Source organism: Actinomadura sp. NAK00032 (genome assembly GCF_013364275.1).
Taxonomy (GTDB): Bacteria; Actinomycetota; Actinomycetes; order Streptosporangiales; family Streptosporangiaceae; genus Spirillospora.
On sequence record NZ_CP054932.1, the window covers coordinates 9,141,807 to 9,155,176 of the forward strand.

Consider the following 13,370-nt stretch of genomic DNA (forward strand, 5'->3'; position numbering starts at 1 on the left):
GTGTCACCGCGGCCGGCGGGCCGCCCGGGTCGAAGCTACTTGCGGGACGCCAGCCGCGCCGCCGTCGTCGGCAGCGCGCCGTCCAGGTAGCGCTGCCGCGTCGCCGCACGTGCGATCTTTCCGCTCGACGTGCGCGACACGCCACCCGGTTCGACCAACACGAAGTCGTGCACGCCCATCTCGTGCTCGATGTTGACGGCGCCGCGCACCGCCGCCTCGACCTCGTCCAGGTCGAGCCGGCCGAGCGGGACGCGGCGGTTGCGCTCGGCGACGACGACGAGCCGCTCGGTCTCCTCGCCGGTGAGCGCGAACGCGGCGACGTGGTCGGGGCGGACCGCGGCGTGCGCCTCCTGCGTGGTGACCTCGATGTCCTGCGGGTAGTGGTTGCGGCCGTCCACGATGATGAGGTCCTTGATGCGGCCGGTGACGTACAGCTCGCCCTCGTGGACGACACCGTAGTCGCCGGTCTTCATCCAGGGCCCGGCCGGGAGGCCGCCTGGCTCGCTCAGCTCGCCGCCGAAGGTGTCCTGGCTCCGCTCGGAGTTGCGCCAGTAGCCGAGGGCGGTGTTCGGGCCGTGCACCCAGATCTCGCCGACCCTGCCGTCCGGCTGCTCGATCCGCGTCTCCGGATCGACGATCGCGACGAGCTGCCCGGAGGGGCCGCCGCACGACACCAGCTCGGACCCGCCCTCGCGCAGCCGCAGCTCGCCCTGCGTGAGCGCGTCCCGGTCCACCGAGATGACCTTCGGCGGGACGTCCTCGGCCGCCGCGGTGACGAACACCGTCGCCTCGGCGAGCCCGTAGCCGGGGGCCTGCGCGCCCGGCCGCAGCCCGGCCGGCGCCAGCGCGTCCGCGAACATCGACAGCGTGGACGGGCGGATCGGCTCGGCGCCGTTCAGGCAGGTCGTCAGCCCGGACAGGTCCAGCCCGGCGATCTTCTCCGGCCGCGCCGCCGTCGCGACGTACTCGAACGCGAAGTTCGGCCCCGCCGTGTAGACGTTCTTGCCCGGCCGCGACGCGATCAGCTGCAGCCAGCGCATCGGGTTCATGATGAACGACACCGGGTCGGTGTAGATGGCGTGGTCGCCGTGCACCAGCGGCAGCGCCATCGTCGCGATGAGGCCCATGTCGTGGAACAGGGGCAGCCAGCTCACCAGCTCGGGGTCGGGCTTCTCGGGCGCCCACCCGGACCACAGCTGCGCCGCGTTCGCCGTCACGTTCCCGTGCGTGATCTCGACCCCGGCCGGGCGCCGCGTCGACCCGGACGTGTACTGCAGGTACGCGAGGTCGTCGAAGCCGATGGGCTCGTCCTCCCACCGGTCGGCCAGCGCGAGGTCGACCTCCTCGGCGAACACGATCTCCTTGGGCCGCGGGACGTCGTGGTCGGCGAGGAACTTCTCCACGTGCGGCAGCGCGTTGCGCGTCGTGACGATGACCGCGGGCTCGGCGTCGGCGTAGGCGCCGATCAGCCGGTCGGCGTGCCCGGGGAGGTCGGGCGAGAACAGCGGCACCGCGATGACGTGCGCGTACATCGCGCCGAGCATCGTCATCATGTACTCGAGGGTCTGCGGCAGCAGCAGCGCGGCCCGCTCGCCCGGCCCGGTGACCTGCCGCAGCGTCGCCGCCATCGCGCGCGCCCGGCGGTCCGTCTCGGCCCAGCCCACCGTGACGTGCGCGCCCGCCGGGTCGGCCGAGTAGTCGACGAAGGTGAAGGCCGGCGCGTCCGGCTTCTCCCTCGCCCACCGCGCGACCCGTTCGATCAGCGGGGTGCGGCCGGAGCCGCCGGGCAGCAGTTCGGGAAGCAGCGAGCCCAATGCCATTGATCATTCTCCCGGGGGGACGGGCCGGACGGGGCCCTCGTGCGGACGGGCGGGCGCCATCGGCGGAGGTGCGTCGGCCGGGGCGCGCCCCCCGGCGACCGGCGATGATCGTCAAGCTACCGGATGGTAGTCAGCACGCGATATTAGCTCCCGGCCACATTCGCCGAAGCCGGGTTTGTCACCCCCGTGACAAGCGGAAAACCCCTTTCACACCTGGGCGTTCGCCCGGTCACCGACCGTGCCCGCGGCTACGCCTCGCCGGAAAAGATCCGCTCCACGATGCCCCTGCGGTGCCGCCCCTGGTACGTCGTCTCCGGGTTGACCTCGTCCGGAAGCTCCGCGAGATACCGGCTCTCGGCGTCGATCAACTGCTCCAGTTCGCCGCGGTCGAGGAACACGCCCTTGCATCCGGGACATTCCTCGATCACCACGCCGTGGCGTTCATGGGTGTCGAGCTTCGACTCGCACTTCGGACACTGCAGCGTCGTCTCTGACATACCGGATCCCCTGTCCGTAACGACGGCTTTACTGTCAAGCGGTCAGCCTACTGACACGGCGCCCGTTTCGGTATGGTCCGCCATTCGATCCGGCTGCCCGAAGGCGGCGCGCCCCCGTTCGCGTCGCCATTCGGCCGCCCGGCCGCGTCACCCGGCAGGCGCGTCACCCGGCGGCGGCGTCAGCGGCAGCGGCCTGGCGCAGCGCCAGGCGCCGCCGGTAGAGGCCGATGCAGGCGGCTCCCCACAGCAGCCCGATCTCCGCGATGAGCGCGACACCGATGACGACCGCCCAGTCCATCTCGTCGCCCTCCTCCAGCCCGACCGGCGCCATCAGCGTCATCCGGCTCGCCCCGGGCGCGACCTGCGGCGCTGCGGGCGCGTTGGCGGGCGGCAGCACGACGTTCTTCGGCGGCGCCACGACGGGCAGTTCCGGCACGGCGAACCCGGATCCCGGAAGCGCGCCCCCGCTCGGACCACCGCCGCCGCCAGGAGGCCCCACCGCGACACAGGGTTCGCCCTCGCCGCAGTGACCGTCCGCCGGCGATTGGCTGCTCTGGCCACTGAAACCGGGCAGTTCCGCAGGCTCCTTGGTCGAGTGACCACTCGCACTGGGCTTGGGCCCGGACACCTTCGGCGCAGACGGCTTCGGTGCAGCCACCTTTGGCGTAGCCGTCTTCGGGCTGGACGTCTTCGGGGTGGACGTCTTCGGGCTGGACGTCCTCGGCGTGTGACTGCCGCTTGTACTCAGCTTTGGCTTGGACGGGCTAGGAGCCACCTTTGGGCTCTTCGAAGCGGCACAGGGTTTCGCGCTCTTGCGCGGCTTGCCGGTGCCACACGGCGTGCTCGTCGGCAGGTGACTGCCACTCGCACTGGGCTTCGGACTGGACGGGCACGGCCTTCCCCCAGCACTGGCCTTGCCGGCGGCGCAGTGACCGGCCGTGGGCGCGGAACCGGAGTGTCCGCTTGAGGTCGGCTTCGGATCGGACGTTGAACTGGCCGTGGGCGACGGCGGCTTGGCGGACGGGCTGGGGTCGGGCTTCGGGCCGGACGGTTTCGTAGAGCACGGTGTGCCGTCACAAGACGACGGTGTGGGCGAGGGCGTGGACGAGGCCGAGGTGGCGTCGGAGAAGCCGAACACCGCCTGCAACGATCGGCCGGTGGCGTTCGGGGCGTCCGCTACTGCGCGAATGCTCAACGGCTTCGCCGACGGCGCCGACATCGTTGACGCAGGCAGCCTCAGCGTGGCCGTCCTTACGCGTGGCTTCTCGCCAACGTCGCCCAAGGCGCAGTCGAGTCGCCTTGGCCCGGCCCCGGTGCAGTCTTCGGGCTGGCTCGTCCAGGCAAGGGGGCTCTCTGCGGTGAGGCTCAGGGTCGCGCCCCGCGCGATGCCGCCTTCCGCGTGGACACGGACCGTGTACACCAGGGCGTAGTCGGGCCCGGACGTGGTGACGCTGGAGAACTCCTGGCTCATGAGTAAACGGACATCCGCCGGGCGTCCGTCCGGTACGGCCTCGGCGGCCGGGCTCATCAGCACGAGAGGTACGGCCAGCGTGCCGGTGGCAGTGATCGCACCCCAGCATGTCCTTCGGCGCACCGTTCCCCCTAGCGGTCTCCTTCATGGCTGCCAGGGGGGCGGCGCCGCGGCGCCGGGCACAGACAGTTATTGCCAAATCGCCGGGGCTAGTAACGTGCATCACTCCGCCGGCGACCCCTCTTTCACAGAGCGAAAACGGTTCTCCGTAGAATCGGGTGGGCTGCGGCGAGGAGAGGAGACCCGGGGTGGCGGAGGCCGTTCGGTCGCTGGAGCGCGCGTTCGACCTGCTGGAGCATCTGGCGGACGCGGGCGGCGAGATGGCGCTGTCGGAGCTGACGGAGGTCTCCGGGCTGCCGATGCCCACGATCTACCGGCTGATGCGCACGCTGGTGAACAAGGGCTACGTCCGGCAGGAGCCGTCCAAGCGGTACGCGCTCGGGCCGCGGCTCATCAGGCTCGGCGAGGGCGCGAGCCGGCTGCTCGGCACGTGGGCGCGGCCCGTCCTGGCCCGCCTGGTGGACGAGGTCGGGGAGACCGCCAACATGGCGGTGCTGGAGGGCGACGAGGCCGTCTACATCGCGCAGGTGCCGTCCAAGCACTCGATGCGCATGTTCACCGAGGTGGGACGGCGCGTCCAGCCGCACTGCACCGGCGTGGGCAAGGCGCTGCTGTCGCAGCTGTCCGACCAGCGGGTGCGGGAGATCCTGGCGCGCACCGGTATGGACGCGCACACCCCGAAGACCTTCACCGACCCGGACGCCCTATTGGCCGAGCTGGACCGGATCCGCGAGCAGGGCTACGCGCTGGACGACGAGGAGCAGGAGATCGGCGTCCGCTGCGTCGCGGTGCCGCTGCCGGGGACGCCGACGCTGACGGCGATCTCGGTGTCCGGCCCGTCCGGGCGCATGACGAGCGAGGCCGTCCCGGACGTCGTGCCCATCATGCGCGACGCCGCCGAACGCTTCGCGAAGGAACTGAGCCCCACAACACCCTGACGCGTGCGGGCCGTCGACCTTCCGCCGCCGCGCGGTCGTCAGTCGACGGGCTCGCCGACGATGACGGTCGGGCGGCCGCCGCGCTCCCAGGTGACGAAGTCGCCGGCGGACCGGACGAGCACGGCCGCGAGCCACAGGGCCAGGCCGGTGTCGTCGGCGATGCCCACGACCGGGATCACGTCGGGGACGGCGTCGATCGGGGAGACGATGTAGACCAGGCCGAGGGCGAGCAGGCCGAGCGTCCCGAAGGACATGCCCTTGTACTGCCCGCGCAGGACCGACTTGAGCATCCGCGGAACGGCGCGCACCCGCTCCCAGAACCCCGGCGCGTCGGGCTTCAGGGTCTCGCTGTAGATCTGCCACGCCTGGCCGGCTGCGGCCGCGCTGCGCTTCCTGTTCACGAGCACTCCTCGTCCAACGGGGTCGTGGAGGGCGCGCCCCCGCGGCGCCCACGCTTAACTACGACGCGACGATCGCCGGAAATGTTCCCCCTTGTCGGATCGCGCGGCGCCGTTCGAGGCCACCCGTGGTGAGTTCTTCATCACTCCCGCGGTCGAGGTGCGGCGATTCGCGGCGTGTTGCCCGGCGTCCGCTGCCAGCATGTCCCTACGGGCGGCTCCCCCAGCACGACCGGCACGGCCCGTCGAGCAGCGCAGGAGTGACGAACCGACATGAGCGGCGACCATACGAACCGTCCCGTCCACGGCACCGCGGCAGGCGACCCCTACGTCGCGCTGCCCCCGACCGCCGTCGACGCCGAAGCCTCCGGGCCGGTCCGGCTGATCGTGGCCTGGCCCGGGTTCGACCCGCCGCGCACGGCCGCGGCGCTCGCGGCCGCCGTCCCGATGACCGGCGTGCCGGTGTGGCGGGTCTTCCTCGACCTGCCGGGCCGCTCGGCGGGCGGGCTCGGCTCGGGCGCGATCCTGGAGACCGAGGCCATCGAGGCGTACTGCGCGGCGGTCGAGGACGCCGTGGAGCGGCTGCCCGCCGCGCTCGCCGACATCCGCCGCGACCTCGCGCTCCCGGACGGCCCCGTCGCGCTGGCCGGGTTCAGCACGGGCGCCGCCGCCGCGCTGCTGGCCGTCCTGAGCGATGCCGTCCCGGTGCGCACCGCGGCGCTCGTCGCACCCGTGGCCGCCCCGGCGCGGGCCGCGCGGGCGGTGGAGCAGCGGTCCGGCCGCGAGCGGGACTGGACGCCCCACGCCGCCGCCCGCGCCGACCGCCTCGACCTCGGCGCGCTCGCCCCCGGCCTCGCCGGACGGGACGTCCCGACGCTGCTCATCGGCGGCGCCAAGGACCGCGTCGTCCCGCCCCGGGAGATCACGGCCCTGCGCGACCTGCTGCGCCGGCACGGCACCGGAGCGGTCGAGTCCACCACGTTCCGGATGGGGCACGCGCTGGCCGCCGAGCCCGGCACCGAGCCGCGTCCGCCCATCACCGAGGCCGTCCAGGTGGACACGGCCCTCACCGACTGGTTCCGCGACCACCTGGCCGACACCGACGGCGACACCGGCACCGGGGCGGCGGAGGACGGCAGGCACGGCGCCTGGTCGGCGGACGGCCAGGCGGACACCGCCCCGGCCGCGCGGCCGGGAGCGGTCGCCGGCCGCCACTCGTAGGCGGGACACGGCCGCCCCGCCCGGGTGCGGGCGCGTTCGAGCGCCCGCCCCGGGCGGGGCGGGTCGTGACGCGGCTCAGCCGCGGGACAGGACCTCGTAGCGGACGGGGATCACACCCGACCCGGTGCCGCCGACCTTCTTCATCGCCGCCCTGGACAGGTCCAGGCAGCGGCCGCCCGCGTACGGGCCCCGGTCGTTGATGCGGACGGTGACCGAACGGTCGTTGTTCTTGTTCGTGACCCGGACCTTGGAGCCCATCGGCAGCGTCTTGTGCGCGGCCGTCAGCTCGTCGGGGTCGAAGCGCTCACCGCTCGCGGTCATCTGGCCCTCCCAGTAGTAGGAGGCCTCGCATGATCCCGACGCGATGACCTTGTGCTTCTTGGCGGTCTTCTGCTTCGGCTTCGCCAGGTGCGCGGCGGCGGCGTCCGGCCGCGGCGCCTTCTCCCGCTCCTTCGGCGGCTTGCGCTCCGGCTTCTTCGACGCCGTCGGCGACGGCTCCGGTGCGCGGGTCCCGCCGCGGCTCACCCGCGGCGAGTCGCCGTCCGGACGGTCGGCGAGCGGGTCGGCGGGTGGCTCGGCGGTCTGGGCGGCCTGCGCGGATTTCGCCGACCCGTCACCGTTGACCAGGGCGAACGCCCCGGCGGCGAGGACGGCGACGGCGGCGCCGGAAACGATCAGGACGGTGCGCAGGCGCGCGCGAAGCAGACGTCTAACAGGGCTGCTCACAGAGGAGTCCTTTGTTAGGGGACAGGGCCCCGGACGCCCGGCTCATCTCACGGCGCGCTCAGGCGACCTCCCGTCCCCCGAGTCCTCCGCCGCCGGCGGGCATGCTCGCCCGTCCCGTCTCCGCGCCGCTCTCAGGCGCGGCCGCGTCTTCGCGGTCCGGCGTCCGGCAGGTGCGGCGGGAAATGCTTCTTCACTTTTGATCACTAAAGCGCCGCACAAGTCCTTGACCGTACGTTGTGTCTCGTGTGAATCAAGACGTAGGGCCCTGGTTTGTGGGGTTTGTCACCCGACTCTTTGCGCTGCGGAGTCGATCAACTTCATGCGGTCACTGTGCATGTAGATCGTCTTTACTCCCCATAGACCACGCGATCTCGGGCAGATAACAACCGTTCCGGACAACGCGACGGGGCGTCCCATGGATGCCGATCGCATCCGCGGAACGCCCCGAGCAGGTCGGACGAAAGGGTGTGCCTCACCCGATCCCGGGCACCGCCCCCTGCCCGAGCGCGGTCGAGGTCACCATGGACACCGGGCCCGCGAGCGGACCGTTGTCCAGCGGGCCGCCCTCCAGCGGGCCGGCCGCCGGGCGCGGCGCCGGGCCGTCCGCCCGGCGCTCGGCGGCGCCCTTGGCCTTCAGCACGTCCACGACGTTGCCGACGCCCTGCTGGGTCTCGTCGAGCTTCACGCCGGCCTTGTTCACGGCGTCGTTGGTCTGGCCGAGGACGTCGTCGGACGGCACCGGCGTGGCGCGGCGCTCGCGCGGCGGGAAGAGCACGGAGCCGATCGGCACCCCGGCGGCCTCCACCGCGCCGAGCGCGGCCGGCACGTTCGTGACGTCCGCGGGCAGCGCCTCCTGCGGCCCGCCCGGCGCCGCCATGCTCACCGGCATGCCGGCGTGTCGCGCGCCCGGGAGTGCGGGCTGCGCGCCCGGCAGGTCGCCGATGGCGTTCTGGCCGACCGTGTCGCCGAGCTTCTTCAGGAGCGCGCCGCCGTCCGCCCCGCCGCCGTCCGCCCCGCCGGACTTCGGCGGAGCGGGCACCGCGGCCGTCCGGTAGGCGGCGCCGGTGGCGCCCGGAGCGCTGCGGAGCGCGCCGTCCACGGCGCCGGTCGCGCGCTCGGCGGCCTGGCCGCCGGTCCGCACGACGGGGGCCGGGACGGTCTCGCTGATCGGGTGGGCGGCGGCGGCCGCGTCGTAGAGGAGCTGGGTGGACGGGCCCGGCACGGCCTCCGCCGGCGTGTGCGCGGCGTTGGCGGGCGCGGACGCGACCGCGAGCACGGCGGCGAACGGAGCGACGACGGCGGCGCCCAGCAGGCCCTTGGCAGATCGGTTCATTGTTTCCCCCCGGTTTTTCCGGCTTGACCCTGCACGTGTGATGTGCGCCCGCCGGACCGGCGAATTCGGCGCACCGTCGAGCGGGGACGTTAGTACAACCGGGAGGCGCGCACGGCCGATTCGAGAATCAATTGGTGAACGGCGGAAAGATCTCCCCGGAATTGGTCGTCGGCCGTTGCCCTATCCGCTGATGGACGACAATTTCCGACATGAGAGAAGGCGGGGGCGCCGTGCCGGGCGCCCCCGCCTTCGCCGGGTCCGTGCTACTCGGCCGCGCCGAGCGAGATGGCCGCGTCGACCTCGTCCTTGCGCGCCGCGACCTCCGCCTCGTAGCGCTCCTCGTCGACCTTCTCGGCGATCTCCTCGTCCTGCCGCATCAGCGCCTCCAGGTCGGCCTTGGCGTTGTCGAGAACGCCCATGTCCCGGTAGGCGGCCTGCACCTTGTCGCCCCAGAGGCCCACGTCCCGGACACACGGCACGATCCGGCTGAACAGCAGCGACTGATAGAGGGTGTACATGTCGGAGTTGTCGACGAACTCCATGCACTTCTCGACGGGCATGTCGAGCGTCTCGAAGATCTCGCGCCCCTTGAACCGGTCGCGCATCAGGTAGCAGCCCTCGACGACGAACTCCTCGCGCTCGGCCCGCTCCTTCTCGGTGAGCTCGGCGTAGTAGTCCTTGAGCGCGAGCCGACCGAACGCGACGTGCCGCGCCTCGTCCTGCATGACGTACGCGAGCAGCTGCTTGACCAGCGGGTTCGTCGACATGTCGCGGTACAGCCCGAACGCGGCGAGCGCGAGGCCCTCGATGAGGACCTGCATGCCGAGGTAGGGCAGGTCCCAGCGGCTGTCCTCCAGCGACTCGGCGAGCAGCTTCGCCAGGTCCTGGTTGATCGGGTAGTACATCCCGATCTTCTCGTGCAGGAACTTGGTGTACAGCTCGACGTGCCGCGCCTCGTCCATCGTCTGGGTCGCGGCGTAGAACTTCGAGTCCAGGTCGGGGACGGACTGGACGATCCGCGCCGACACGTTCAGCGCGCCCTGCTCGCCGTGCAGGAACTGGCTGAACAGCCACGACCCCTGGTGCCGGCCGAACTCGTCCCGCTCCTTCTGCGACATCTTCTCCCAGATGTCGGACCCGAAGAGGGGGTTGAAGTTCTCCGGCAGCCCGGCGACGTTGAGCGGGTCCACCTCAAGGTCCCAGTCGATGCGCTTCTGCGCGTCCCACTGCTTGTCCTTGCCCTTCTGGTACAGGTTCAGCAGCCGGTCGCGCCCGTCGTCGTACTCCCAGGTGAAGCGGGCCTCTCCCGCCATGGGGACGTTCCACGTCTCGGTCGGGACCGGGGTGGAGTAGAGGTCAAAGGAACTCACGGGGGGATCCTCCTCGAGGCGTTGCGCCGCGCCATCGCGACGCCGGTCCGCACCGCCCACGGCTTTACATACCTTCGTAACATGTAAAGCCCGGCGAAACCAGGGCCCCTGCGGGAACGTGCCGCAAAGCCGTCGCCCGCACCTCCCCGGGGGGAGATGCGGGCGACGGGAGTCGGTGGGACCGGCGCGGCCGGGCGCCGGTCAGCGGGACTGGAGGGCGTCCAGGCCGACGGCCTGCGCGATGACGAGCCGGCGGTCGAGGCGCGGGTCCTGGATGTCGACGGTGTAGCGGTCGCGGAACCCGAACTTCTTCTCCACCGAGAAGACGACCTGGTCGCCCGCGTAGAAGTCGAAGTGGTACGGCCAGGCGAAGGGCAGGCTGTCCACGTACGGGATGATCTGCCAGACGCGCCGCAGCACCGCCACGAACTTGTTGCGCTCGCTGCCGGTGGTCACGCCGAGCCCCGGCTGCTCCATGTGCCAGGTCGAGGCCAGCAGCGACTTCTTGAAGTCCTTGCGGAAGACGCCGATCGGCTGCCCGTGCGCGTCCGTGATGTCGTAGGCGGACGCGAGGTCGATCCGCTTGCGCGCCTTGAAGCCGAGGATCGGACGCGTCTTGGTGTCGTCCGAGTACAGGGTGACCTGCTCCTTGAACGCCAGCCGCTTCTGCTGCGCGAAGGCGAGCAGCTCGCCCTCCCCGCCGCCGGGGGCCTCGGCGTGCACCTCGTACTGGTTCACCATCAGGCGTACCCGCTGCCGGATCAGCAGCCTGTTCTGCGCCTGCAGTCTCTCTTCGTCCAGCGGACTCACCCGTTCTGTCGCGTTGTGCGGTGGGAGTCTGCCACAGCGAGTCCCCCACATCCCGGTTTTTCCGGGAGTGGGGGAGGCCGGCGCCTTTGGCGCGACGGGGGGCCGGCGGTCAGGAGTGCCGGATATGGGAGGCGAGATAGGCGTGGATCATGCGCTCCGCCTCGGCGACGATCTCGGGGTCGCCCTCGGGGCTGCGGCGGAAGGCCATCTTCAGCACGGCGTCGCCCGCCTCGACCGCGATGGCGAGCGCGGTGGCGAGGCCGGGGGTGTCCTGGACGTCGAAGGTGTCCACGATCATGCGGCGCAGCCGGTCGGCGACGACGGCGTTGTTGTCGGCGTCGGAGTCGAGCAGGTTGACGTCGGCGACGTCGCCGAAGCGCAGCACCCGGAAGCCGGGGACGGTGCGGTGCATCTCGACGAAGATCTCGATGATGGCGCCGACCGTGTCGGACCAGTCGCCGAACCCGCCCGCGGTCAGCCGCGCGGAGATGCGGTCGCCGAACTCCTCCAGGTTGCGCAGGGCGAGGGCCTGCGCGACGGCGCGCTTGTCGGGGAAGAACTGGTACACCGAGCCGATCGCCACCTCGGCGCGCTGGGCGATGCGCGTCGTGGTGAGGCCGTCGTAGCCGTCCTCGTCGAGGATGTCCGCGCAGGCGTCGAGCATCCGCTGGACGCGTTCGGCGCTGCGGCGCTGGGCGGGACGGCGGCGGAGCGGGGTCCGGATCTCGGTCACCAGGCCATTGTCCCCGACCGCGGGGGTGCCCCGCATGGACCGCCTAGCCGTTCCCCACCCCGGAGCCACCGGAGTCTTCCGCCCGCACCACCCCGCCACTAATATCCGAAGGCTATTCGCATTTTCGGGAGGGGATCGCGATGGGGCTTCCGGAAGGCTTCCGCTGGGGCGTCGCCACCGCCGCCTACCAGATCGAGGGCGCGGTGGACGAGGACGGGAGGGGACCGTCCACCTGGGACACCTTCGCGCACACGCCGGGACGCGTCCGGGACGGGCACACCGGCGACGTCGCCTGCGACCACTACCACCGGTGGCCGGAGGACGTCGCGCTGATGTCGGGCCTCGGCGTCGGCGCCTACCGGTTCTCGATCGCGTGGCCGCGCGTCCAGCCGTCCGGGAGCGGGCCGGTCAACGCCAAGGGCCTCGACTTCTACGACCGGCTCGTGGACGGGCTGCTCGCCGCCGGCATCTCCCCCGCCGCCACCCTCTACCACTGGGACCTCCCGCAACCGCTCGAAGACGCCGGCGGCTGGCTGGAACGTGACACGGCCTACCGGTTCGCCGAATTCTCCTACCTGGCCGCCGAGCGGCTCGCGGACCGCGTGGACTTGTGGATAACCCTGAACGAGCCCGTGGTCGTGACGGCCTACGGCTACGCGTTCGGCGTCTACGCGCCCGGCCGGGCCCTGATGCTGGACGCGCTCCCCACCGCGCACCACCAGCTCCTCGCGCACGGCCTCGCCGTCACCGCGCTGCGCAGCCGCAACGCCCGCGCCGTCGGCCTGGCGAACCACTACTCGCCGGCGTGGGCCGCGTCCCCCGCCGACCAGCCCGCCGCCGACGCGTTCGACGCGTTCATGAACCGGCTGTTCACCGACCCCGTGCTGCTCGGCCGCTACCCCGACCTGATGGGGGACGCCCCGTACATCCGCTCGGCGGACATGTCGGTCATCGCCTCGCCCATCGACTTCCTCGGCGTGAACTACTACCAGCCGACGCGGCTGGCGACGCCGTCCGAGGGCCCGCTGCCGTTCGAGATGGCCGACATCACCGAGTACCCCACGACCGGGATGGGCTGGCCCATCGTCCCGGACGCGTTCCTGTCGCTGCTCCGCACGCTCGACGCCCGCTACGACCTGCCGCCGCTCTACATCACGGAGAACGGGTGCTCGTTCCCCGACGAGGTCGGCGCGGACGGCACGGTGGACGACTCGTCCCGCATCGCGTTCATGGACGCCCACATCAAGGCCATGCGTACCGCCGTCGCCGAGGGCGTCGACATCCGCGGCTACTTCGCGTGGTCCCTGCTGGACAACTTCGAATGGTCCGAGGGGTACCACCCGCGCTTCGGCCTGGTCCACGTCGACTACGAGACGCAGAAGCGCACCCCAAAGAAGTCCTACAGCTGGTACCGGGATCTCATAGCGTCGTCCTGACCGGTTCTACGCTGGGCGTATGCCCGTCGAAGGACAAGTCCTCGGTAGAGCCCTCAGGCAGGCCCAGTACCGGCACCACAGGGCCCTTGACGGCAGGCTCGCCGGCGTCGGCACGACGCTGGCGCAGTGGGACGCGCTGCGGGCGATCAGCCGCTCCCCGGGCGCGTCCGCCCGCGCGCTCGCCGCGGAGACGTTCCAGAGCGAGCAGGCGTTCGGGACGCTCGCCGGGCGCCTCGCCGCGCAGGGCCTCATCGACCGGCGCCCGGGCGCGGGCCGCAGCATCGAGCACCACCTCACGCCCGCCGGCGAGAAGACCCTGGCGGCCGGGCACGCCGTCGCCGACGAGGCCCTCGCCGAGCTCTTCGCCCCGCTGCCGGAGGACGACCGGGCCGCCCTCCTCGCCCTGCTCCTGCGGGTCGGCCGGGCGGACTGACCCCGCGCGCCCCGGCGGCCCTCCCGGATAGTCTTCTCTCTCCGCTTTCGCCGGGGAGGTAGTG

At 72.0% G+C, this 13,370-nt stretch carries 14 protein-coding genes; 5 read left to right on the top strand and 9 right to left on the bottom strand.

Annotation, left to right across the window (positions count from 1 at the left end; genetic code table 11):
* Positions 1-35 precede the first annotated feature (35 nt).
* The 3 genes from HUT06_RS42215 to HUT06_RS42225 form a co-directional block, all read right to left on the bottom strand.
* Positions 36-1,820 carry a fatty acyl-AMP ligase gene (locus HUT06_RS42215; RefSeq protein ID WP_176200816.1) on the bottom strand — a complete coding sequence of 595 codons (1,785 nt, stop codon included), beginning with the start codon at positions 1,818-1,820 and terminating at the stop codon, positions 36-38.
* 248 nt (positions 1,821-2,068) lie between these two features.
* A complete protein-coding gene (locus tag HUT06_RS42220) occupies positions 2,069-2,317 on the bottom strand; it encodes a zf-TFIIB domain-containing protein (protein ID WP_171068862.1) in 249 nt (82 codons plus the stop codon).
* Positions 2,318-2,480: 163 nt separating this feature from the next.
* Entirely contained in the window at positions 2,481-2,753 is a 273-nt protein-coding gene (locus tag HUT06_RS42225) for a hypothetical protein (protein ID WP_176200817.1), read from the bottom strand.
* 502 nt (positions 2,754-3,255) lie between these two features.
* On the opposite strand from HUT06_RS42225, the gene HUT06_RS42230 reads away from it, so the two are divergent.
* Entirely contained in the window at positions 3,256-3,747 is a 492-nt protein-coding gene (locus HUT06_RS42230; RefSeq protein WP_176200818.1) for a hypothetical protein, read from the top strand.
* Positions 3,748-4,096: 349 nt separating this feature from the next.
* Positions 4,097-4,846, top strand: coding sequence for an IclR family transcriptional regulator (locus tag HUT06_RS42235; RefSeq protein ID WP_302931872.1), 750 nt, complete (start codon positions 4,097-4,099; stop codon positions 4,844-4,846).
* Between the two features lie 38 nt (positions 4,847-4,884).
* Here the strand turns inward: HUT06_RS42235 and HUT06_RS42240 are convergent, their stop codons facing one another.
* Entirely contained in the window at positions 4,885-5,247 is a 363-nt protein-coding gene (locus tag HUT06_RS42240; RefSeq protein WP_176200819.1) for a YkvA family protein, read from the bottom strand.
* A 270-nt stretch (positions 5,248-5,517) separates the two neighbouring features.
* Between HUT06_RS42240 and HUT06_RS42245 the strand changes: the two genes are divergently transcribed.
* On the top strand, positions 5,518-6,465 hold the full coding sequence (locus HUT06_RS42245) for a hypothetical protein (protein WP_176200820.1): 948 nt from the start codon (positions 5,518-5,520) through the stop codon (positions 6,463-6,465).
* Between the two features lie 75 nt (positions 6,466-6,540).
* Here HUT06_RS42245 and HUT06_RS42250 read toward each other — a convergent pair whose 3' ends face one another.
* From HUT06_RS42250 to HUT06_RS42270, 5 genes are all read right to left on the bottom strand, one after another.
* On the bottom strand, positions 6,541-7,191 hold the full coding sequence (locus HUT06_RS42250) for a septal ring lytic transglycosylase RlpA family protein (protein WP_254715683.1): 651 nt from the start codon (positions 7,189-7,191) through the stop codon (positions 6,541-6,543).
* Between the two features lie 472 nt (positions 7,192-7,663).
* The gene (locus tag HUT06_RS42255; RefSeq protein ID WP_176200821.1) at positions 7,664-8,524 is read right to left on the bottom strand and encodes a hypothetical protein; all 861 of its coding nucleotides are present in this window, start codon (positions 8,522-8,524) and stop codon (positions 7,664-7,666) included.
* Between the two features lie 263 nt (positions 8,525-8,787).
* Complete coding sequence (locus HUT06_RS42260) at positions 8,788-9,894, bottom strand: ferritin-like domain-containing protein (protein WP_176200822.1); 1,107 nt, start codon at positions 9,892-9,894, stop codon at positions 8,788-8,790.
* Positions 9,895-10,095: 201 nt separating this feature from the next.
* Positions 10,096-10,704 carry a hypothetical protein gene (locus tag HUT06_RS42265; protein WP_254715684.1) on the bottom strand — a complete coding sequence of 203 codons (609 nt, stop codon included), beginning with the start codon at positions 10,702-10,704 and terminating at the stop codon, positions 10,096-10,098.
* A gap of 109 nt (positions 10,705-10,813) precedes the next feature.
* Entirely contained in the window at positions 10,814-11,437 is a 624-nt protein-coding gene (locus HUT06_RS42270; protein ID WP_254715685.1) for a TetR/AcrR family transcriptional regulator, read from the bottom strand.
* A gap of 140 nt (positions 11,438-11,577) precedes the next feature.
* On the opposite strand from HUT06_RS42270, the gene HUT06_RS42275 reads away from it, so the two are divergent.
* Entirely contained in the window at positions 11,578-12,873 is a 1,296-nt protein-coding gene (locus HUT06_RS42275) for a GH1 family beta-glucosidase (protein ID WP_176200824.1), read from the top strand.
* 19 nt (positions 12,874-12,892) lie between these two features.
* Positions 12,893-13,306, top strand: coding sequence for a MarR family winged helix-turn-helix transcriptional regulator (locus HUT06_RS42280; protein ID WP_176200825.1), 414 nt, complete (start codon positions 12,893-12,895; stop codon positions 13,304-13,306).
* Positions 13,307-13,370 lie beyond the last annotated feature (64 nt).

Excerpts from the sequence above, each read along its gene's own strand:
- HUT06_RS42220 (WP_171068862.1), bottom strand. The coding sequence starts at position 2,317 with ATGTCAGAGACGACGCTGCAGTGTCCGAAGTGCGAGTCGAAGCTCGAC.
- HUT06_RS42255 (WP_176200821.1), bottom strand. The coding sequence starts at position 8,524 with ATGAACCGATCTGCCAAGGGCCTGCTGGGCGCCGCCGTCGTCGCTCCG.
- HUT06_RS42245 (WP_176200820.1), top strand. The coding sequence starts at position 5,518 with ATGAGCGGCGACCATACGAACCGTCCCGTCCACGGCACCGCGGCAGGC.
- HUT06_RS42215 (WP_176200816.1), bottom strand. The coding sequence starts at position 1,820 with ATGGCATTGGGCTCGCTGCTTCCCGAACTGCTGCCCGGCGGCTCCGGC.
- HUT06_RS42275 (WP_176200824.1), top strand. The coding sequence starts at position 11,578 with ATGGGGCTTCCGGAAGGCTTCCGCTGGGGCGTCGCCACCGCCGCCTAC.
- HUT06_RS42280 (WP_176200825.1), top strand. The coding sequence starts at position 12,893 with ATGCCCGTCGAAGGACAAGTCCTCGGTAGAGCCCTCAGGCAGGCCCAG.